At 36.2% G+C, this 18,484-nt stretch carries 23 protein-coding genes and 1 tRNA gene; 12 read left to right on the top strand and 12 right to left on the bottom strand.

Translation table 11 applies throughout. The annotated features are described in order from the left end of the window. Nucleotides 1-8: 8 nt before the first annotated feature. From FCR2A7T_RS12120 to FCR2A7T_RS12110, 3 genes are read left to right on the top strand one after another with little or no spacing between them, the layout of a single operon-like run. Nucleotides 9-1,277, top strand: coding sequence for an efflux RND transporter periplasmic adaptor subunit (locus FCR2A7T_RS12120; RefSeq protein ID WP_023571592.1), 1,269 nt, complete (start codon nt 9-11; stop codon nt 1,275-1,277). Nucleotides 1,278-1,293: 16 nt separating this feature from the next. Continuing rightward, nucleotides 1,294-1,659, top strand: a complete 366-nt coding sequence (locus FCR2A7T_RS12115; protein WP_035118369.1) for a DUF3703 domain-containing protein — start codon at nt 1,294-1,296, stop codon at nt 1,657-1,659. Nucleotides 1,660-1,670: 11 nt separating this feature from the next. Then, nucleotides 1,671-3,662 (top strand): heavy metal translocating P-type ATPase, encoded by a 1,992-nt coding sequence (locus FCR2A7T_RS12110; RefSeq protein WP_023571590.1) that lies wholly within the window; start codon nt 1,671-1,673, stop codon nt 3,660-3,662. Between the two features lie 191 nt (nt 3,663-3,853). Here FCR2A7T_RS12110 and FCR2A7T_RS12105 read toward each other — a convergent pair whose 3' ends face one another. Beyond that, nucleotides 3,854-4,291: a hypothetical protein gene (locus FCR2A7T_RS12105; RefSeq protein WP_035118367.1), complete on the bottom strand. Its 438-nt coding sequence runs from the start codon at nt 4,289-4,291 to the stop codon at nt 3,854-3,856. A gap of 789 nt (nt 4,292-5,080) precedes the next feature. Between FCR2A7T_RS12105 and FCR2A7T_RS12100 the strand changes: the two genes are divergently transcribed. Then, nucleotides 5,081-5,503, top strand: a complete 423-nt coding sequence (locus FCR2A7T_RS12100) for a DUF6943 family protein (RefSeq protein WP_023571588.1) — start codon at nt 5,081-5,083, stop codon at nt 5,501-5,503. Between the two features lie 27 nt (nt 5,504-5,530). Next, nucleotides 5,531-5,710, top strand: coding sequence for a hypothetical protein (locus FCR2A7T_RS12095; RefSeq protein WP_023571587.1), 180 nt, complete (start codon nt 5,531-5,533; stop codon nt 5,708-5,710). A 256-nt stretch (nt 5,711-5,966) separates the two neighbouring features. Here the strand turns inward: FCR2A7T_RS12095 and FCR2A7T_RS12090 are convergent, their stop codons facing one another. Both FCR2A7T_RS12090 and FCR2A7T_RS12085 read right to left on the bottom strand, forming a co-directional pair. Further along, nucleotides 5,967-6,245, bottom strand: coding sequence for a hypothetical protein (locus tag FCR2A7T_RS12090; RefSeq protein ID WP_023571586.1), 279 nt, complete (start codon nt 6,243-6,245; stop codon nt 5,967-5,969). A 28-nt stretch (nt 6,246-6,273) separates the two neighbouring features. Beyond that, nucleotides 6,274-7,029: a hypothetical protein gene (locus FCR2A7T_RS12085; protein WP_023571585.1), complete on the bottom strand. Its 756-nt coding sequence runs from the start codon at nt 7,027-7,029 to the stop codon at nt 6,274-6,276. Between the two features lie 266 nt (nt 7,030-7,295). On the opposite strand from FCR2A7T_RS12085, the gene FCR2A7T_RS12080 reads away from it, so the two are divergent. After that, nucleotides 7,296-7,499, top strand: a complete 204-nt coding sequence (locus FCR2A7T_RS12080; RefSeq protein ID WP_035118365.1) for a hypothetical protein — start codon at nt 7,296-7,298, stop codon at nt 7,497-7,499. A gap of 60 nt (nt 7,500-7,559) precedes the next feature. On the opposite strand, the gene FCR2A7T_RS12075 is transcribed toward FCR2A7T_RS12080, so the two are convergent. The 6 genes from FCR2A7T_RS12075 to FCR2A7T_RS12045 form a co-directional block, all read right to left on the bottom strand. Further along, nucleotides 7,560-8,798 (bottom strand): site-specific integrase, encoded by a 1,239-nt coding sequence (locus FCR2A7T_RS12075; protein WP_023571584.1) that lies wholly within the window; start codon nt 8,796-8,798, stop codon nt 7,560-7,562. Between the two features lie 274 nt (nt 8,799-9,072). Further along, nucleotides 9,073-9,154 (bottom strand) — tRNA-Tyr (locus tag FCR2A7T_RS12065). A gap of 173 nt (nt 9,155-9,327) precedes the next feature. Then, nucleotides 9,328-10,527, bottom strand: coding sequence for a TlpA disulfide reductase family protein (locus FCR2A7T_RS12060; protein ID WP_051369555.1), 1,200 nt, complete (start codon nt 10,525-10,527; stop codon nt 9,328-9,330). A gap of 137 nt (nt 10,528-10,664) precedes the next feature. Next, on the bottom strand, nt 10,665-12,077 hold the full coding sequence (locus FCR2A7T_RS12055; RefSeq protein ID WP_023571582.1) for an MBL fold metallo-hydrolase: 1,413 nt from the start codon (nt 12,075-12,077) through the stop codon (nt 10,665-10,667). 57 nt (nt 12,078-12,134) lie between these two features. Beyond that, a complete protein-coding gene (locus tag FCR2A7T_RS12050; protein ID WP_035118358.1) occupies nt 12,135-12,926 on the bottom strand; it encodes a sulfite exporter TauE/SafE family protein in 792 nt (263 codons plus the stop codon). After that, complete coding sequence (locus FCR2A7T_RS12045; RefSeq protein ID WP_023571580.1) at nt 12,926-13,558, bottom strand: Crp/Fnr family transcriptional regulator; 633 nt, start codon at nt 13,556-13,558, stop codon at nt 12,926-12,928. The genes FCR2A7T_RS12050 and FCR2A7T_RS12045 overlap by 1 nt, the downstream gene beginning before the upstream one ends. Before the next feature lie 231 nt (nt 13,559-13,789). Here FCR2A7T_RS12045 and FCR2A7T_RS12040 point away from each other — a divergent pair, with 231 nt between their 5' ends. After that, a complete protein-coding gene (locus FCR2A7T_RS12040; RefSeq protein WP_035118355.1) occupies nt 13,790-15,064 on the top strand; it encodes a Glu/Leu/Phe/Val family dehydrogenase in 1,275 nt (424 codons plus the stop codon). Between the two features lie 80 nt (nt 15,065-15,144). Here the strand turns inward: FCR2A7T_RS12040 and FCR2A7T_RS12035 are convergent, their stop codons facing one another. Both FCR2A7T_RS12035 and FCR2A7T_RS12030 read right to left on the bottom strand, forming a co-directional pair. Further along, nucleotides 15,145-15,504 carry a hypothetical protein gene (locus tag FCR2A7T_RS12035; RefSeq protein ID WP_023571577.1) on the bottom strand — a complete coding sequence of 120 codons (360 nt, stop codon included), beginning with the start codon at nt 15,502-15,504 and terminating at the stop codon, nt 15,145-15,147. Nucleotides 15,505-15,513: 9 nt separating this feature from the next. Next, nucleotides 15,514-15,891: a DUF423 domain-containing protein gene (locus FCR2A7T_RS12030; RefSeq protein WP_023571576.1), complete on the bottom strand. Its 378-nt coding sequence runs from the start codon at nt 15,889-15,891 to the stop codon at nt 15,514-15,516. A 158-nt stretch (nt 15,892-16,049) separates the two neighbouring features. Here FCR2A7T_RS12030 and FCR2A7T_RS12025 point away from each other — a divergent pair, with 158 nt between their 5' ends. The 5 genes from FCR2A7T_RS12025 to FCR2A7T_RS12010 are packed head-to-tail and all read left to right on the top strand — an operon-like array spanning nt 16,050 to nt 17,904. Further along, on the top strand, nt 16,050-16,610 hold the full coding sequence (locus tag FCR2A7T_RS12025; protein ID WP_023571575.1) for a hypothetical protein: 561 nt from the start codon (nt 16,050-16,052) through the stop codon (nt 16,608-16,610). After that, a complete protein-coding gene (locus FCR2A7T_RS15235) occupies nt 16,597-16,752 on the top strand; it encodes a hypothetical protein (protein ID WP_158634611.1) in 156 nt (51 codons plus the stop codon). Before FCR2A7T_RS12025 ends, FCR2A7T_RS15235 begins: the two co-directional genes overlap by 14 nt. Further along, entirely contained in the window at nt 16,752-16,964 is a 213-nt protein-coding gene (locus tag FCR2A7T_RS12020; protein WP_035118351.1) for a hypothetical protein, read from the top strand. The genes FCR2A7T_RS15235 and FCR2A7T_RS12020 overlap by 1 nt, the downstream gene beginning before the upstream one ends. Further along, the gene (locus tag FCR2A7T_RS12015) at nt 16,964-17,350 is read left to right on the top strand and encodes a YchJ family protein (protein ID WP_023571574.1); all 387 of its coding nucleotides are present in this window, start codon (nt 16,964-16,966) and stop codon (nt 17,348-17,350) included. The genes FCR2A7T_RS12020 and FCR2A7T_RS12015 overlap by 1 nt, the downstream gene beginning before the upstream one ends. After that, complete coding sequence (locus tag FCR2A7T_RS12010; RefSeq protein WP_035118347.1) at nt 17,350-17,904, top strand: hypothetical protein; 555 nt, start codon at nt 17,350-17,352, stop codon at nt 17,902-17,904. The genes FCR2A7T_RS12015 and FCR2A7T_RS12010 overlap by 1 nt, the downstream gene beginning before the upstream one ends. Here the strand turns inward: FCR2A7T_RS12010 and FCR2A7T_RS12005 are convergent. Further along, the gene (locus FCR2A7T_RS12005; RefSeq protein ID WP_023571573.1) at nt 17,901-18,458 is read right to left on the bottom strand and encodes a 2'-5' RNA ligase family protein; all 558 of its coding nucleotides are present in this window, start codon (nt 18,456-18,458) and stop codon (nt 17,901-17,903) included. The genes FCR2A7T_RS12010 and FCR2A7T_RS12005 overlap by 4 nt on opposite strands. Nucleotides 18,459-18,484 lie beyond the last annotated feature (26 nt).

Genomic DNA, 18,484 nt, shown 5'->3' with positions numbered 1-18,484 from the left:
TCAACAAAATGAAAAATATATTTTTAAAAATAAATTATAATCTGGGTTCGTTCTTCAATCTCTTTGTTCTATTTTCTTTTCTCTTTTTTCTAAATTCTTGTGGCGAGAAGAAAACCGAAGAAGCCCACGAGGAAGAAAAGTCAGAAACCGAAGTAGCGTTGACCGAAGCGCAATTCAAAACCATTGGTATTGTAACGGGTAGTATTGAAATGAAAAATCTTAATACCGTAATTAAAGCTAACGGATATACAGCAGTTCCGCCACAAAATATGGCTAATATTTCAACTTTAATAGGAGGCGTTGTTAAAGATATTTATGTGTTAGAAGGTACATTTGTTGCAAAAGGCAAAACATTGGCAACCATTCAAAATCTTGAAGTTACAGAAATGCAGGAAGATTATAATTCTGCCATTGCTAACATTGAATACCTGCAATTGGAATACAACCGTCAAAAAACATTGAGCGATGAAAATGTAAATCCTCGCAAAACATTTCAGGAAGTAAAGTCAAAATTAGCAGTTGAAAGAGCAAGAGCACAAGCCGCTAAAAATAAACTACAAGCATTACACGTAAGTTTAAGCGGAAGTACTTCACTTATTCCTATTGTTTCTCCAATTAGTGGTTACGTAGGTAAAATAAGCATAACCAAAGGCGCTTTTGCAGAAACAGGAGTGACACTTTTTGAAGTGGTTGACAATAGCCAAATGCATTTGGATTTGAATGTATTTGAAAAAGATTTAGGCAAAATTTCAGTAGGTCAGGAAGTCGATTTTGTTTTAACCAATCAATCCAACAAATCCATCAAAGGGAAAATATTCGGTATTAATAAATCCTTTTCTAATGAAAGTAAGTCGGTAGCCGTACACGCAAAAATTAATCCAAGCGATGCTAAAGATTTAATTTCAGGAATGTATGTAGCTGCTAATATCAATATTACCAATCAAACGGTTCAGGCATTGCCAAAAGATGCCATTGTTAGAAACGGAGATAAATATTTTATTTACATTCAAGAAGAACACAGCGAAGAAGCACCAAAAGCTAAAGTAGAAGAGCATATACACAAAGAAGGCGAAGCCCATTCGGAACACGCAGAAGGCGAAGAAGAAGGACACAATGAAATTCACTTTAAAGCCATTGAAGTAGTTCCTGGCACTACAGATTTAGGTTATACCGAAGTCAAATTGGTTGGGGAAATTCCTGCGGATGCAAAAATAGTAATCAAAGGGGCGTTCTATCTATTAGCAACTTCTAAAGGAGGTGGAGAACACGAACACTAACTAATACTTTAATGTTATGAAAATTAACACAATAATGCCAAGTATTCTAATTCCTTTTTATAAAAAAGAGTTAGAAGCATTCAAGGACAATTTACAGATAGATAACCTAAATATGGCTTGGTATCACTTAGAGCGGGCGCACATTATAGGGCAAAAGTATCCTTATGAGCATTCCTATGTGCATTGGAAAATGTTGCAATTTGGCTTTAAAATAAAAAGTACCAGAGAGGTAATCGGACAAATACCAAGATTACTCATTGGAGGCGTTAAGTCATTTGTAGGTCATATTCCGGTGGGTAATACAGGTGGTTCAAATGTGCCACCATTAAAATCGATGGAAATACCAAAAGACATTCAGGAAATTATCAATGCTAATTCTTAAAATAATCCAATATGGAACATCAGCATAAATACGATGCAACAGGTAAGCAGCTATGCTGCACACTTGAGGATAAAATAAATCACGAAAGCGAGAAGCATTCTGATGACGATGGTCATAATCACGAACATTCGCACGAAAGTACAAGTACTTTTAAAATGTTTGTCCCGGCGATTATAAGCTTTACATTGTTACTTGTGGCAATAGGTTTTGATAATTATTTTACTCAAACTTGGTTTAAGGGTTGGGTGCGAATTGGGTGGTATATTTTAGCTTATATTCCTGTCGGTTTACCGGTAGTAAAAGAAGCCGTAGGAAGTATGCGCAAAGGCGAAATATTTTCAGAGTTTCTATTAATGAGTATTGCAACTATTGGAGCATTTGCTATTGGTGAATACCCCGAAGGTGTTGCGGTAATGCTATTTTATGCCATTGGAGAAATATTCCAAACATTAGCCGTTACAAGAGCAAAATCCAATATTAAATCGTTACTTGACCAGCGACCGGATGAAGTAACCATTCTTGAAAATAAGATGGCTAAAATCATAAAAGCTTCGGAAGCTAAAATTGGAGATATTATTCAGCTTAAAGCAGGGGAGAAATTGGGTTTAGATGGTGAACTGCTTTCTGAAACGGCATCCTTCAACACAGCGGCTTTAACAGGAGAAAGTAAACCCGATACAAAAAGTAAAGGCGAAACAGTTTTAGCGGGAATGATAAATCTGAATACTGTTTCGCAAGTAAAAGTAACCACGGCATATACAGACAGTAAGCTAAGTAAAATTTTAGAATTAGTACAAAATGCCACCGCACAAAAAGCACCTACAGAACTATTCATAAGGAAGTTTGCCAAAATTTATACGCCTATTGTAGTGTTTTTAGCTGTTGCTATTTGTGTTTTGCCAATGCTGTTTGTTGATAATTATGTTTTTAGTGAATGGCTATACAGAGCTCTAGTATTCTTGGTTATTTCGTGCCCTTGCGCTTTAGTAATCAGTATTCCGTTAGGATATTTTGGAGGAATTGGTGCAGCCAGTAAAAACGGAATCCTTTTCAAAGGAAGCAATTTTCTTGATGTAATGGCAACTATTCAGAACGTAGTAATGGACAAAACCGGAACAATGACCGAAGGCGTTTTTAATGTTCAGGAGGTTGTCATTAAGCCAGAATTCGATAAAAATGAAATTTTACGAATGGTCAATGCACTTGAAGGACAAAGTACCCATCCTGTTGCTACAGCTATTCATCAATTTGTTGGAACAATTGATACATCAATAGTTTTGCAAAATACAGAAGAGATATCAGGTCACGGATTAAAAGCCACTGTAAACGGCAAAGAATTATTGGTTGGTAATTTCAAACTGATGGACAAATTTTCTATTTCGTATGATATTGATCCAACAAGTATTGTTTATACTTTAATCGCTATTGCATACGATTCTAAATTTGCGGGATACATTACCATTGCCGATAGTATCAAAGAAGATGCTCAAATTACCATTGAAATGCTCAAATCGTTAGGTGTCAAAACAACAATGTTAAGTGGCGATAAAAATACAGTGGTACAATTTGTAGCTCAAAAACTCGGAATTGTCAATGCCTTTGGCGATTTACTTCCCGAAGACAAGGTAAACAAGGTAAAAGAAATTAAGTCTAAAAAGGAAACCGTCGCTTTTGTTGGTGATGGTGTAAACGATGCTCCGGTAGTAGCTTTAAGTGATGTAGGTATTGCTATGGGAGGATTAGGAAGCGATGCCACCATAGAAACGGCTGATGTAGTGATACAAGACGATAAACCAAGTAAAATTGCAATGGCAATCAATATTGGGAAACAAACTAAAAAAATTGTGTGGCAAAATATTGGATTAGCATTTACCGTAAAAGCGATTGTGCTTATACTCGGTGCAGGAGGTTTAGCCACGATGTGGGAAGCCGTTTTTGCCGATGTAGGTGTGGCTTTATTGGCAATCCTTAATGCGGTTCGGATTCAAAAAATGAAATTTTAAGTGTTAGTTATATTATTCAAATGAAAGAGATGTTTGCTGTAATAAGTAAGCATCTTTTTTTTTGCATAATAGTCATTATCTCATTCAGCTACACAAAAACTGTCTTTAGTCCAAGTATTCCTAAAGTCGGTTCTTTGTTTGCTTCATTTCGCTAATTTCCTTAAGTGTAATTATTAATCGTTTCATTTTTTTTAGAGTAGCTCAATAGAATTATTTTCCAACGCTTTAAAAAAATTACTGTCACAGTTTTTAGTACAAAAACACGTATGCTTCGCAACTTGTGCCAGTAATTTTTTTCCCCAAGCTGTTTTACATAATGCAGTCTTATAGTTCATGCCAGACCTAGTTATTGTATTTTTGGAAAGCCAAGCACTATAAGATGTCATTATGTAAAACAGCCGCGCAGGGTAGTGGCTCCAGGGCAACATTTTTGGCAGCTTCCATCGCACCAACCAGCTACCAAAAACACCGCCCTTCGCCACTACCTTTAACAAGCGCAGTTTTTCAACAGAAATTTTTAGGCTAAATTCATTCCAGAAGAAGTTTCCGTTTCCTGTTTTTAGCTTCTTTGTGTTTAAAGCGGTAGTGTTTGCATTGCCTTTGTAAGCGCTGTAACAATTCCTAAGCAACTTTTCTCTTTAATTCAAGTTAATCCCACCGCAGAAACCAAACAGCACCCACAAAGCCAAATTTTGCCCGCATAAGTATTGTTTCTTTATTTGCCAGTAGCATTGCCATAATTGGTTTCACGCCAGCTCAATGCCTTACAATTCCATAATCACAATTTCTTGTAAACGAAGTTCGGAATATTGTACACCTATAAAGGCATCAAGCCGGCATAAAACCAATCAGAAGACCTTTAGTTGACAAATAAAGAAACAATACCCATGCTTCCGCTACTGCCACCGCACTAGGAGTGGTTTATAGTTATTTTTTGGAGATGCCTTCCATTTTCAGAACAAAAACCTCACTGCATACTGCTAACTGTTCACTGAACACTGCTTTTGGCATCCCCAAAAATCAAGTCCTAAGAAAGAGTTACAAATTTTTGGGCATTTTGAAACGCACTCTGGTTTTACTGACAAGTTTCTTTTATTCAAAATGCCCAAAAATTTCTAACCCTTTCAAGACGATTAGCTCTCAATTCATGAAGATCAGGATTTCAGAAGAAACAATTCGTAATCAAAACAAAAAAGAGAAAAAAAGAAGGCAAAGATTAGTTCCGGTCTTCAAAAAAGCAAGTTCAAACCCTACGGGTTTCTGTAAAAATCTCCACCCATCCGGGTAGTATTTTTCCAGAAAAACTTGCTTTTCTGAACCCCTCCACAGGGGTAGTAGGCTTTCTTTTTTACTCTTTTTTCTTTTGAAAAAAATGTTGTGTAAGGAAGGGACTGAGCATTAAACTAAAATCCGAAGCCATGATAAATTACATCGTTAAAACCCACAGAAAGGACACTATTTACAGCAAACCTCATTTATTTATCCTTAACAAAGGACTTAACAGCGGTAAACCGCAGAAGGAACCATTTACAAATAGCTTTGTACTCATTTTCCAAAACGAAGAAGATTGCGAAAATATCTACTGGGTAACTTTCAGTTTATGGAAATCAAAATTTTGGCATCAATTTTTAATAGGTTCTGTTATTCCTTTTATTCGATTGCAGGAATTTAAAAAAGAGTTATTTCCAAGAGTAACAGAAATTTATGAAGATTACGAACAGCACAAAAAAAACATTCAGGCATTACGCCTTTTGGAATTAAAGGAAAAGCAATTTCACGAAAATATCAATCTTATTAATGATTTGCGTAGAACTATCCTGTACAGGTACTGTAAGCGATAAAGTAAAAGCCAATAACATAACCAGCCTATGACACTATTTATTTTGTACCGAACAGATGTTTGGAAAACCAAATCATCGAGAATTTATTTTGGAATATTCGACAGCAGAATTAAAGCCGTCGATATTGCAAAGTATAACGGATTGTATACTTCAGATGCTGAGGTAGTAATTGAAGAAGTAACGTTAAATCAATTTCAGGAAGGATAGCATACAAAAAAGCCTGATCACGTGACCAGGCTTTCTAATTATCCGGAAAAGGTTACCAATCAAAACCGGATGGTTGCTGAGTACATCGAAGCACTATTTATTTTTGAATTTTGTCAGCCTCTTTAATAGTAACGAGACTGTAAAACTTACAATTGCTCCGACAATTGCCAAAACAATCGTTTTTAAAATATCTTCGGAACTGATATTAGGCACTATACTTAAAACGGTTCCGGCTGCAGTTCCCGCATGGATTGAATTATTTGATTCCATCACGAGGTAAATATTTGTTTTCTTCCTGCAGTCGTTTTACAATTTCCTGCTCACGCTTTGCATCATCATCAACCGTAACCTGACTTACAGCAGATAATACAGTACCAGCAACTGCAGCATAACCAGCTACTGTAACTACAATCGCAGGCAAAGCTACTGGAGCAGCAACAATGCTACCACTTACCGCCAATAATGCTAAACCTACGGTTCTCAAAACTCTGAAAAACTTTGGTGTTGGAGCCTTAGCTCTCTCTACAATGTTCATAAATTCTCTATTTTAAGATTAGACATTATTACAATCCGCTTACAGAAACCAAAGCCAATGGGTTAAAAGCCCCATTTTTCAAAGGGTACATCTGACCATTTACCTGTTGATAGAACTCAATCCCTAATGCTAAAAATAAAGGATGTGTACTATTCGCAGTTACCAAATTCGTTTGACTGATAGCGGCAGTTGCTGTAGTATCCCAAGGCAAAATAGCCGTTTCGGAATGAGCTTCAACAAAAGTTTCTGCTTCAAAATCGATTTCAGTACCCGCAGAAATAATTTTAAAGTGCGTTGTTCCAGTTGGTGCAGCAATCATATTCGATGGTATAAATGAAGCCAAATCAACTTTGATTTCCCCAGTTACTCTATCAATGGTTGCTACAAAAGGAGCAAATAAACTGGTTCCCAACTTTCCTCTAATGTTGAATTCAAAACCTGCCAGCAATTCAGCCTCACCATCGATAACATTTCTTAAACCACGCTCGCTGGTTGTGTCAGCCTGAATAACTTTTACCATTCGCTGCGTCAATCGGCTTACCATTCTACCATCGGCAGAATTTAAAAGCAAACCTCTTAATGATGTTCTCAAAACCTTACCGGCTTTTCCGGCTCTTCCAAACTCAGAACCGTTTTCTCTTGTTCTCTGAAAAGCTGGATCACTCGCAATTCTGCTCGCATCAATTCCGCCTTTTTCTCGAGCCAAATGCCCGTCTTGTGTTTTATAAAAAGTAATATCCCCGATAGTACCTTTTAGTTTAATTATGCCTTTCTGTCTAGCCATAATATTTTAAATAGATTAGATTAATAATTCGTGTTCAAATTCATAAATCTTCATCTTGTTGCAACAATTCCTGAAGGATTTGAGAACAAATATTATAATTAATAAAACACTTTAATTAATCATATTAAACCAAATGACATCAAATGATATAAATGTCCAAACAAAACATAAATGACCATCGAAAACGATTCTAATAATTATCTATTTTAGCTCTTCAAGACAACAAATAGAGTATAGCAAAGCCATATCAAAAGCATAGATAAAGTATGAAATCAGAGCCTAAAAGAGTATGTATTTACCCAAAGGACATACAACGTATTACAGGGAAAAGTTACCGTCAAAGTACAAGACTTCTCCAGAAGATAAAGGAGGGTTTAAATAAGTCCAAAGACAACTTTGTAAGTATTGAAGAGTTCTGTCAATATGCAGGCTTAAAGTATGAAGATATTGAACAGCATATTATTGGCTAAAAGGTATATTAAAGAAATATTCTAGGCGATAAATTTTTAGTAAATCGCCTAGAATATTAATTATGCTTGTTTGGTTTGAAGATTTTGTATTGATAATTTTTGCTTTAGTATAGCCATATCATCGCTCACTCTCTTGTCTACAATCTTAGCATAGTGCTGAGTAGTTCTAAGACTTTTATGACCAAGCATTTTACTTACACTTTCAATTGGCACGCCATTAGTAAGTGTTACAGAGGTTGCAAAAGAGTGTCTAGCCATATGGAAGGTTATTTCTTTTGGAATGCCGCAGACGTCTCCAATTTCTTTTAGATAGCTATTCATCTTCTGATTGCTCAATACTGGCAGAATTCTATCTTCATTTAGGCATTTCGGGTGGTCAGAATACTTCTCTATCAATTCTTCAGCAATAGGGAGTAAGGGAATTTTAGATCTAGTATCTGTCTTTTGCCTGTTTTTGAATATCCATTTATTACCATCGATACCAATCCCTAAATGGTCTTTTCGTAATTGTTGAACATCAATGTAGGCCAAACCGGTGAAGCAGCAGAAAATGAATATGTCCTTAACTAATTCCAGACGCGTATTACTAAATTTCTTATTGTAGATTTTTTGTATTTCTTCTTCGGTTAGAAATTCTTTATCGACTTCAATAACCTTTCCTTCGTATCTGCTAAACGGATTCTTTTCTAACCAGTCATTGTTTAGGCAAATCTTTATAATTTTTCTAAAATTGCGCACATACTTCACGGAAGTGTTATTACTGCAATTTTTTACGCTTCTTAAATAGAATTCGAGTTCGGTAATAAAGCAATGGTCTACTTTATCGATTCGAATATCTGTTACATTGTATTTCCATTGAAGAAAGTTCTGAATATGATTTAAAGTAACCTCAAAGCGCTGTAATGTTCCAGGAGCATATTTCTTACCTAAAAGCTCTTTCATTTTATTATTATGATCTTGGAAAACCGGTATCAACATTCTATGATTCTTATTGTTCTCAAGCAGTATTGATTGGAAATTTTCAATGGATAATTCCTCTTCTTTATGTAGTAATTCCATTTCGGCACTCAAAACCTTAGACCTCATCATATCAAGGTAACTATTAATTGAACGAGCTTCTTCTGTATTACCTTTCATTTTAGCTAGCTCAGAGGACCATTTAGTTTTTTCAATGAATTTTTTAGAACTAAATTCCAGTCGTTGGCCATTTACAGTTAGTCGAACATAAATTGGTAATTTACCGTTAGCATTTACTTTTGTGCTTTTAGCATAAAAATGAAGAGTGATTTTTGTTTTCATAATGGTAACCTTTTAATTATTATTCAATTTAAATTTCTGAGTAATAACAAACAAGATGTACATCATTTGAACCGAATAATGAACAGGCTGATAGTACAGTGTTTGCAAGGCTTAAGTGAATTTAGCGAGACCCTAAATTTGAGATTTTTTCAGGGTCTCGATTTTTCTCCTTAAGATTTAAGATTGAATGAATATTTTAAAAGTACCTAAAAAGCAAAAACCCAGTAAAATCATAAGATTTACTGGGTTTTGATACCGTTTGTTTTTTTATTTGTGGGGAGAGCAGGATTCGAACCTGCGAAGATGTAATCAGCGGATTTACAGTCCGCCCTCGTTGGCCGCTTGAGTATCTCCCCATGGCCACACAAGCTATTTGCTTGCTCATTGCGGTTGCAAATATAGAACTGTTTTCGCAGTATCCAAACATATTTTAAAGATAATTCACAACTTTTTTTTAATGTATTGGGAGTGAATAAAATAAAAAAAACTCCCGAAGGAGATTTTTAAATATTTTTAAGCTGAAAAGAAATTATTTGGCTAATAATTCAGCAATTTTTGCTTTTAATTCTGCACCACGAAGGTCTTTTGCAACGATTTTTCCTGAAGCATCAAGAACAAACATCGCCGGAATTGAACTTACATTGTATTGTTTCGCGATTGGTTCAGACCAATGTTTTAAATTCGAAACCTGTGTCCACGCTAATTTATCTTTTGCAATCGCTTCTTTCCATTTGGCAGCATCTTTATCTAGAGACACTCCAATGATGTTTAATCCTTTTGAATGAAATTCATTGTATAAAGCCACAACATTTGGATTTTCAGAACGACAAGGTCCGCACCATGAAGCCCAGAAGTCAACAATAGTAACTTTTCCAAGCGATTCTTTCAAAGAAACAGTTTTTCCTTCAGGATTAGGAGCTGAAAATTCTGGAGCTACACTTCCAATATTAACCGCTTTTTGACTTTTGATAAAATCGTAAACGCGAACTCCGCTTTTTGTTTTCTTGATGTCTGAAGCTAAAGCATTGTATAATTTTTCAATTTTAGCAGCTTCAAGTGTTTGTCTTCCGATAAAGTTTTCTAACAACAGACAAGAAAGAAATGCATTTGGATTTTTTTCTGCAAATGTTTCAGAGAATTTATCCATATCTGTCTGGAACGACATGTTTTTAGTTTTAAGCGCCATCATGGTAGCGGTATCGTTAAACTTTTGTGCGTCCATCAATTTTTGCTGATTTGCTTTTTGGAAAGCAATCATTTTTTTGTAAATAACACTTGATCCGTCGTTGTATTCCTGAAACTTATCGTTGTTGTTTGTTCCGCCGATTTTTGATTTCTGGATTGTATCTTTATCAACCGTAATATTGATTTCACCGTTTTCAAGAATGAACGGTACCATTCCATTGTCTATGCTTTCAATGATTACGAAACCGATTTCCGGCCCGTCTTTATATTCTCCTTTAAATTCGAATTTTCCGTTTTCTACTTTAACGGTATCTTTAGAAACAGGACCCATTTCGTTTTGAACCTGAAGAATGGCCATTTTTCCGTTGTCAATACCTTTTGCGGTTCCGGAAATTAAATATTCATTATCTCCAACTTTACTGCAAGAAGCCAAAAGGGTTAATCCGGCTAATAATAAAAAATGTTTACTCATGTTTTGATATTTTGTTTTGTATTTATGACTCGAGCCTAAAAGGAGAACGGATGATGTAATCTTCGATTTCATTTTTAGGTTTATTTGTTTGTGTTGCAAAAGTATTTATTTTTTTTACCGATTTATAATCTGTGTTGCTAATTTTTTGTTAGTTTTTAAATCAAAAAAAAATCAGGCTTTTGCCTGATTTTTTTCTTCTTTTCATCAATTTATTTTAACGTAGACGGACAAACGAATTTTGTAAGTTCTACACCCGCATTGCGGATTCCGTTAATTCCTTTTTCAACATTAATCATATTATGATAGCCACGAGCTTTTAAAATGGAAGCCATGATTACCGAACGGTAACCGCCGGCACAATGCAAATAAAATTTGTCTTTAGGAATTTCTGCAAGGTGATTGTTTACAAAATCCAAAGGAATATTAATAGCATTTTCCACATGTTCGGCAGTAAATTCACCAGGTTTTCTGGAGTCGATTACAGGTAATTTTGTTTGGTCTTTTTCAGTTGCAAATTGTTCCGGTGAAATTGAAGTTATACTGTCGGTTTCAAAACCAGCTGCTTTCCATGCTTCCAAGCCACCTTTTAAATACCCCAAACAGTTATCGAAACCAACGCGAGCTAAACGAGTAATGGTTTCTTCTTCCTTGCCTTCGGGTGTAATCAATAAAATAGGTTGTTTTACATCCATAATTAAAGCACCCACCCAAGGAGCAAAGTTTCCGTGCAGACCAATAAATATGGAGTTTGGTACGTGTTCTTTTACGAAATCATTTTCATGACGTACGTCCAAAACCAAGGCTTCCGATTCGTTGGCAACTGCTTCAAATGCTTTTGGTTTTAATGCAGTATTGGCTTTATTCATAACGGTTTCCAGGCTGTCATAACCTTGAATGTTCATTAATACATTTTGAGGGAAATACGCTGGCGGTGCTCCCAAACCGTCCAATAGTTCTTTTGTGAACTCTTCTTTGGTCATATCAGCGCGCAAAGCATAATTTACTTTTTTCTGATTGCCTAATGTATCCGTCGTTTCTTTGCTCATGTTTTTTCCGCAGGCACTTCCGGCACCGTGATTCGGATAAACGATTAAATCGTCAGACAGCGGCATGATTTTATTGCGAAGCGAATCAAACAACATTCCGGCTAATTTTTCCTGTGTTAAATCGGAAACCAGTTTCTGTGCTAAATCCGGACGACCAACATCACCAATAAACAAAGTATCTCCTGTAATGATTCCGTGTTGTTTTCCGTTTTCATCAATCAAAAGATAAGTCGTACTTTCCAGAGTGTGTCCAGGAGTATGAATAGCTTTTATGATATAATTTCCGATTTTAAATTCTTGATTGTCTTCGGCAACAATCGCTTCGAAATTTGGCTTTGCTGTTGGACCGTAAACAATTTGAGCACCGGTTTTTTTAGCTAAATCCAAATGTCCCGAAACGAAATCCGCATGAAAATGCGTTTCAAAAATATATTTGATTTTCGCGTTGTCTTTTTTGGCTTTATCGATGTAGGGCTGTACTTCTCTTAACGGATCGAAAATAGCGGCTTCGCCATTGTTTTCAATATAATAGGCTGCGTGAGCAATACATCCTGTATAAATTTGTTCTATTTTCATAACTATTCAAATTTTTTGTAAAGGTAATTCAATATTTAAAAAGTAAAGCAACTTTGGTTACAGTCCGTAAAATTCTTTGGTAAGAATAAAAATTGCCATAAGTAATACAAAGTAACCAAAACCCTTTTTAAGTTGGTTTTCATTTAGGAATCTGTTAAGATAAATTCCGATAAAAATTCCGGTTACCGATAACGATGTAAAGGTTAATAGGAATTTCCAATCGATAACCAGTGTTTGAAGATCTCCTAAAAAACCTATCAGTGAATTTAAAGCGATTATCAATAGGGAAGTGGCAACGGCTTTTCGCATCGAAAGTTTGGCGAAAAATACCAAAGACGGAATGATTAAAAAACCACCGCCGGCACCCACTAAACCAATTAATATCCCTACACCGAAAGTCTGGGCAATAAAAAGAATTTTAGATTCATCTTTATCGGTTGTAAGAGGGTTTCCTTTCTTTTTTTTCAACATTGATAAAGCAGCAAACAGCATAATTACCGCAAATAAAACCATGAGAAAAAACTCTTTGGTGATTTTGAAGTTGTCTATCGTTGCAATAACATCCGGTAGTGCCGGAACAAGATAACGACGTGTAAGGTATACCGCGATAAATGATGGAACGGCAAATAAAAAGCCCTTTTTTACATCGACCATGCCTTTGAAGAAATTTTGAGTAGCTCCAAAAGCCGATGTGGTTCCAACAATAAACAGGGAATAGGCTGTGGCAGTTATGGGATTAAATCCTAAAATATAAACCAAAATCGGTACGGTCATAATTGATCCGCCACCGCCGGTAATGCCTAAAATCAAACCGATGCACAAAGCACCAATGTAACCTATTATTTCCATTAAAATTGAAGGATTTCTATTTTATTGCGGTTCAGTTTTATTTTTCCTTCCAATTCCAGACTTTTTAAAAGTCTTGAAATTACAACCCGAGAGGTGTGCATGTCAGTAGCGATTTCCTGATGGGTATTGGCAATTTCGGTAGTTCCTAAAACTTTTGCTTTATCGGTTAAATATTTAAACAAGCGCTCGTCCATTTTCATAAAGGCTAAAGTGTCGATTGCTTCCAACATTTCCAATAAACGGACATTATAACTTTCGAATACGAAATTGCGCCATGATTTGTATTTTACAATCCATTCTTCCATTTTTTCAATCGGAATCATGATTAGTATTCCATCGGTTTCGGCTACAGCCTGAATTTTACTTTTGTTTTTTCCCAAACAGCAGGTTAAGGTCATTGCGCAGGTATCGCCTCGTTCCAGAAAATACAATAGTAATTCGTCGCCGTTTTCGTCTTCACGCAGAATTTTAATGGCGCCTTTTACCAATAATGGCATGAATTTTACCTGTTCGCCAATTTCGATAAGAATATCATCCTGATGGAATTTTCGTTGACTGCCAACTGCGGCTATTTCTTTTAATAATTCGTCTTCAAACAGATAATCGTAGGATTCTTTCAGCAATTGGTACATGGTTTCTTTTTTACAAATTTAGGATTTTGAATGTACGGATAAGTAACTTTTGTTACCAATATAAGCAGGAATTATTAATTAATCAAAACGTACTGTTAAATTGTGGGTTTGAATTGCATTTTATTCAAAAAAATGGCTTTGAAATTATTTAAAATAATATATATTTGCTTGCTTTTTTCGGAGCATAAAAAATAAACAAACAAACAAAATAAGTTGTAAATCATTAAAACTATGGCAACAACAGTAAAGCCCCAGCCAACCATGTATGAGAACGTGAAAAATCAGTTCGAAAAGGCGGCTAATGTGATGGGATTGGATGAAACTGTAAAGAAAATCCTTTCTTCTACAAACAATGAAATTATAGTTAACTTCCCAGTAAAAATGGACAACGGAACGGTAGAAGTATTTACCGGATACCGTGTACAACATAACAATGTATTAGGTCCTTACAAAGGAGGATTGCGTTACCACCCAACGGTGGACATCGATGCAGCAAGAGCATTGGCTACTTGGATGACATGGAAAACTTCGTTAGCCGGACTTCCTTACGGTGGTGGTAAAGGTGGTATTCAATTGGATCCTAAAAAATATTCTCAAGGCGAATTGGAGCGTATCACACGTCGTTTTACATATGCATTGGGTGATAATATCGGTCCAGAGCATGATATTCCTGCACCGGATGTAAATACAAACGCACAAATGATGGCTTGGATTGCAGATACATACATGTCTACAAAATCTCCGGCTGAGCGTTCTAAAAACCAACACGTGGTTACTGGAAAACCAGTAGGATCTGGAGGTTTGGAAGGTCGTGACCGTGCAACAGGATTTGGAGTAGTAGTTACTTTAGAGTCTTGGGCGAAATTAAGAAACACTACTTTAGAAGGAAAAAAATATATTGTGCAAGGTTTTGGTAACGTAGGTTACTGGGCAGCACACTTTATGAACAAAAACGGAGCAATCCTTGTTGGTGTTCAGGATGCTACAGGAACCATCTACAATCCGGAAGGAATTGATCCTGAAGCTTTATTACGTTTCCAGGCAGACAACGGAACTATTTCCGGTTTCAAAAATACACAGGATTATGAAGGTTCAGAATTCTTCGGAATTGACTGTGATGTAATTATTCCAGCTGCTTTAGGAAACCAAATCACTGCTGCAAATGCTGATACAGTAAAAGCAAAAGTAATTGCTGAAGGTGCAAACGGACCAACAGATACAGAAGGTGAAGCTATTTTATTGGCTAAAGGAATTGAAATTATTCCGGACATCTTATGTAATTCAGGAGGTGTAATCGGTTCTTACTTCGAGTGGTTACAAAACCGTAACGGAGAAATCTGGACTATGGATGATGTAATCATCAAATTAAGAAAGAAAATGGAAGATGCGTTCAACCGTGTAGTAATTACAGGGGGTCAGTACAAAACAGACTGGAGAACGGCAGCTTACATTCAAGCGTTAGTACGTATTGAAATGGCTTACAAACAAAGAGGTATCTTCCCTTAATTGATACTTTTTTCAGATACAAAAAACCATTCGCCGCGGCGAATGGTTTTTTATTTTACCCCCATACAATTTGAATAAATTCAAGGATTGATTGAATCGGTGGTTTCTTTTGAAATGTTTTTCAGTGCTATTTTATCGGCTTCTTCTTCCAGTTTTTGATTGTCGGTAATGATTGTTTTATCATTTAATTGTTTGGTAGGTTGTACTCTTCCTTGTTTTTGTTGCACGACACGCCATGTTTCATGAGGCATATGTTTTTCTTTTCCATCCTCCAAATGAATTGCCGACCCCTGTGCGTAGGTTTGCGATTTTAATTGCGCTGGCTTGTCGGAATTGAAGTGTGTTTTTACATCATCTGTAGAAAGACCGGAAAGGTTTTCAATTCCGGACTTCAAATCATCGGATAATTCGGTTTTGTTTTCTTTTTTACGTTTGTCCATCACACCAATTTAATAAAGTACGGTAAACAATAAATTAATCCATCCAGAAACCAATAAAAGTCCGCCAAGTGGGGTAATAGGTCCTAAAAAAGTCCATTTGTTGCCTTTCATAGAAGTAAGGCACAATCCGTAAATACTGAAAGAAAACAATAGTGTTCCAACGATAAAACACCACCCAAGTCCCTGGCTTAATCCGCTTTCCAAATCAATGATTTGTGGGAGAACCAATAAAACAATAGCGTGATACATTTGATATTTCACACCGGTTTCAAAACTTTTCAGTAAATCTTCATTCATTCGTTTCTTAAGCGCATGGGCACCAAACGCTCCTAAAATTACTGCCAATCCGCCATACAAAGCACCAAAAGCCAAAACTGTTTCTTTCATTTCTTAAGTTTTTGTCAAAGATAACGAAATCTGATATTTGTGATTTATGTTTAACTGCAACATGGCACACAAAGCTTTTTTAAGATATTTTTTTTGGGGTATTTACGTAAAACTTAGCGCACTTTGTGGTTAAATTCTAAAACTTTATCTTTGCCACAATGCAAAAAATCTACGACAAAACCAATTTTCACAAACATACCTTCTGTATTTACAGAGAAGTTACGTTAACGGAAATCAACGGTTTAAAACTTAGTTATACCAGTAAATCCGGCAGCAGTTATTATTTTACAGAAAAAGGTCTGTACAGGGTTTCCAATCACTGGGGGCGCGCAGCCAATTGTCGTTGGCGTTTGCTGCCTATCGAAAACGGAACAACATCTAAAACAAAAGCGGGTTATGCCGATTGGACCGACTTCTATCCAAACAACGAACACGAGAATCTTTTTTATGTGGAAGTAAATTGGGAAACGAATGAAGTTAGTTTTCAGCATAAAAATAATCCGGAATACAACGGAAAAGCACATCTTCGCAATGCCACGGAAACAGCGAAAGTGATTCGTCATCTCAACGAAGTGCTAACTACGGATAATTGGGCAAAATACATTAATTTTGAAGATATAATTGCATTGCGAAAAGAAGCGGTTACAATGTTAACCGATACCAACAGTTCTTTTCTCGAGATTAAAAGAAAATTAACAGCAGCGTATGGGACGGCGTAATGAAACGAATCGATTGGCGCACAAAAAGAAAGTAGACCAAAAGAAAACCAGAGTACAGGAGGCGGAACAACTCCGAAAAGAAAAACTGAAAGCCATTGCCCGACAGTTTAACGAAAACACTAAAAAAGACGAACTACAATAATGGAAATCAATTTCACCGAATTGCAAATCAACGTACAACAAGTCATTGACGCTATTGCTGCAAAAGATATTAAAACCGCGAACAATTCTTTAACCGATGCGAGCGAGCTATTGGATGAACTGCTGGATTATGCCGAAGAAGACGAAGATTTAATTGAAATCAGTCGTTATCAGGTATTGCTGAATCAATTGCACCAGAAAATAAACGGATAATGCAAAACTGTTACTGTGGTTCTGGAAAATCCTTTTCAGAATGTTGCGAACCGTATATTGTAGGCGTAAAAAAAGCGCCAACTGCCGAAGCTTTAATGCGTTCTCGTTATTCGGCTTATTGTACCCAACAGGCGGATTATTTAGTGGCTACAACACACTCTTCCACACGTCGGTACCACAATAAAAAAGATATTCTGGCTTGGTCGAAAGAAAATCATTGGCTGAAATTGGAGATCATTTCCGCTTCTGAAAATACGGTGGAATTTAAAGCCTGTTTCTTAGACAATCGTTTGAAAAACCATATTCATCATGAGAGATCCACGTTTAAAAAAGAAGGTGATTTTTGGTTTTATGTGGATGGGATTTTTAACGAAGACATTCGGTAATGCTTCCTCAGAATACTTACCAACCTACTAAAGACTTTTTTAAAAACACGTTTTGTATTTTTAATGAAGTACCGTTATCCGTAATTGAAGAACGAAAACCCGATTTCAAGAGCACATCCGGAAGTCGCTACTATTACACGCAGGCAGGAATGTTCCGCTTGTCAAACCATTGGGGAAAGCTGGCCAACAGCAAATGGCGTTTGGTAGCAATGGAACCGCCATCATCTACCAAAATCAAACTGGGATTTGCCAAATGGGAAGCTTTTTTTCCGGATAATGACTTAGAAAAGTTATACTATATCACGGCTGATTTTGAAAACCATACAGCAGAATACTATCACAAGAATTGTCCCGATTATAACGGAAAAGCAGTTGTAAGAACCTATAAGGAAACCCAAAAACGCCTGAAAAACATCCGAAATATTTTAACGCTCACCAATTGGGCAAAACCTTATGCTCAGGATATCGAAGTCTTGCGAAGAAATATTATTCACGAATTAATTCATACCGATAAAACGCTTGCTGTAATAAAAAGTGAAGCAGATAAGGTTTAAAAAAGCGTTCCCTGAATCCCATCAGTAGGGTTGCTGTTAAATAGAAAAGTATCGGTAACTTCAAACTGTTTTATTGTTTCATTAAATTTACGTAGCACCACACTTTCAGCTATAAAAGAAACGTCAATTAAAGTAAAGATTTGATAAGCGACATTAAGTTGTTCTGCGGATAATTTTCGGGCAATCGACAAATGCGGATCATCACTTTTATGCAAATTTTTTATAAGTAGTGTATCGTTAATCCGCTTCATAATCGGTTTTAAATTGTTTTTGGAAACTGCGTCCGGAGCAATAAAGAAGGCGCCGTTCGGATAAGAATCAAAACGGTTTAGGATTACTTCTGTCGGTTCAAAACCATCGCACAATCTGGCCAACTGTTGTTTGACTTTTTCAAGAACCGTATCCGAAACTTTAAACTCGCAAATCGTGATATGGGCTACGGAATTTCTACTGTGGAACCATCCCACTTTTTCGGCCAAGGTTGCTTTCATTCCTTTAACCAAAGCAATAACTTTCTCAGACGGGTATATCGCAACAGAATAATGTGCTTCCATAATTGTTTTTTACATTAAAAGTAATA

Origin of the sequence: Flavobacterium cauense R2A-7 (assembly GCF_000498475.1) — a bacterium.
GTDB classification, from domain to species: domain Bacteria; phylum Bacteroidota; class Bacteroidia; order Flavobacteriales; family Flavobacteriaceae; genus Flavobacterium; species Flavobacterium cauense.
This window is presented reverse-complemented; position numbering and strand designations above follow the sequence as displayed.

What these genes read in the sequence shown, in the direction of transcription:
- FCR2A7T_RS12120 (WP_023571592.1), top strand. Translation starts at nt 9, where the DNA reads ATGAAAAATATATTTTTAAAAATAAATTATAATCTGGGTTCGTTCTTC.
- FCR2A7T_RS12115 (WP_035118369.1), top strand. Translation starts at nt 1,294, where the DNA reads ATGAAAATTAACACAATAATGCCAAGTATTCTAATTCCTTTTTATAAA.
- FCR2A7T_RS12110 (WP_023571590.1), top strand. Translation starts at nt 1,671, where the DNA reads ATGGAACATCAGCATAAATACGATGCAACAGGTAAGCAGCTATGCTGC.
- FCR2A7T_RS12100 (WP_023571588.1), top strand. Translation starts at nt 5,081, where the DNA reads ATGATAAATTACATCGTTAAAACCCACAGAAAGGACACTATTTACAGC.
- FCR2A7T_RS12095 (WP_023571587.1), top strand. Translation starts at nt 5,531, where the DNA reads ATGACACTATTTATTTTGTACCGAACAGATGTTTGGAAAACCAAATCA.
- FCR2A7T_RS12090 (WP_023571586.1), bottom strand. Translation starts at nt 6,245, where the DNA reads ATGAACATTGTAGAGAGAGCTAAGGCTCCAACACCAAAGTTTTTCAGA.
- FCR2A7T_RS12085 (WP_023571585.1), bottom strand. Translation starts at nt 7,029, where the DNA reads ATGGCTAGACAGAAAGGCATAATTAAACTAAAAGGTACTATCGGGGAT.
- FCR2A7T_RS12080 (WP_035118365.1), top strand. Translation starts at nt 7,296, where the DNA reads ATGAAATCAGAGCCTAAAAGAGTATGTATTTACCCAAAGGACATACAA.
- FCR2A7T_RS12075 (WP_023571584.1), bottom strand. Translation starts at nt 8,798, where the DNA reads ATGAAAACAAAAATCACTCTTCATTTTTATGCTAAAAGCACAAAAGTA.
- FCR2A7T_RS12060 (WP_051369555.1), bottom strand. Translation starts at nt 10,527, where the DNA reads ATGAAATCGAAGATTACATCATCCGTTCTCCTTTTAGGCTCGAGTCAT.
- FCR2A7T_RS12055 (WP_023571582.1), bottom strand. Translation starts at nt 12,077, where the DNA reads ATGAAAATAGAACAAATTTATACAGGATGTATTGCTCACGCAGCCTAT.
- FCR2A7T_RS12050 (WP_035118358.1), bottom strand. Translation starts at nt 12,926, where the DNA reads ATGGAAATAATAGGTTACATTGGTGCTTTGTGCATCGGTTTGATTTTA.
- FCR2A7T_RS12045 (WP_023571580.1), bottom strand. Translation starts at nt 13,558, where the DNA reads ATGTACCAATTGCTGAAAGAATCCTACGATTATCTGTTTGAAGACGAA.
- FCR2A7T_RS12040 (WP_035118355.1), top strand. Translation starts at nt 13,790, where the DNA reads ATGGCAACAACAGTAAAGCCCCAGCCAACCATGTATGAGAACGTGAAA.
- FCR2A7T_RS12035 (WP_023571577.1), bottom strand. Translation starts at nt 15,504, where the DNA reads ATGGACAAACGTAAAAAAGAAAACAAAACCGAATTATCCGATGATTTG.
- FCR2A7T_RS12030 (WP_023571576.1), bottom strand. Translation starts at nt 15,891, where the DNA reads ATGAAAGAAACAGTTTTGGCTTTTGGTGCTTTGTATGGCGGATTGGCA.
- FCR2A7T_RS12025 (WP_023571575.1), top strand. Translation starts at nt 16,050, where the DNA reads ATGCAAAAAATCTACGACAAAACCAATTTTCACAAACATACCTTCTGT.
- FCR2A7T_RS15235 (WP_158634611.1), top strand. Translation starts at nt 16,597, where the DNA reads ATGGGACGGCGTAATGAAACGAATCGATTGGCGCACAAAAAGAAAGTA.
- FCR2A7T_RS12020 (WP_035118351.1), top strand. Translation starts at nt 16,752, where the DNA reads ATGGAAATCAATTTCACCGAATTGCAAATCAACGTACAACAAGTCATT.
- FCR2A7T_RS12015 (WP_023571574.1), top strand. Translation starts at nt 16,964, where the DNA reads ATGCAAAACTGTTACTGTGGTTCTGGAAAATCCTTTTCAGAATGTTGC.
- FCR2A7T_RS12010 (WP_035118347.1), top strand. Translation starts at nt 17,350, where the DNA reads ATGCTTCCTCAGAATACTTACCAACCTACTAAAGACTTTTTTAAAAAC.
- FCR2A7T_RS12005 (WP_023571573.1), bottom strand. Translation starts at nt 18,458, where the DNA reads ATGGAAGCACATTATTCTGTTGCGATATACCCGTCTGAGAAAGTTATT.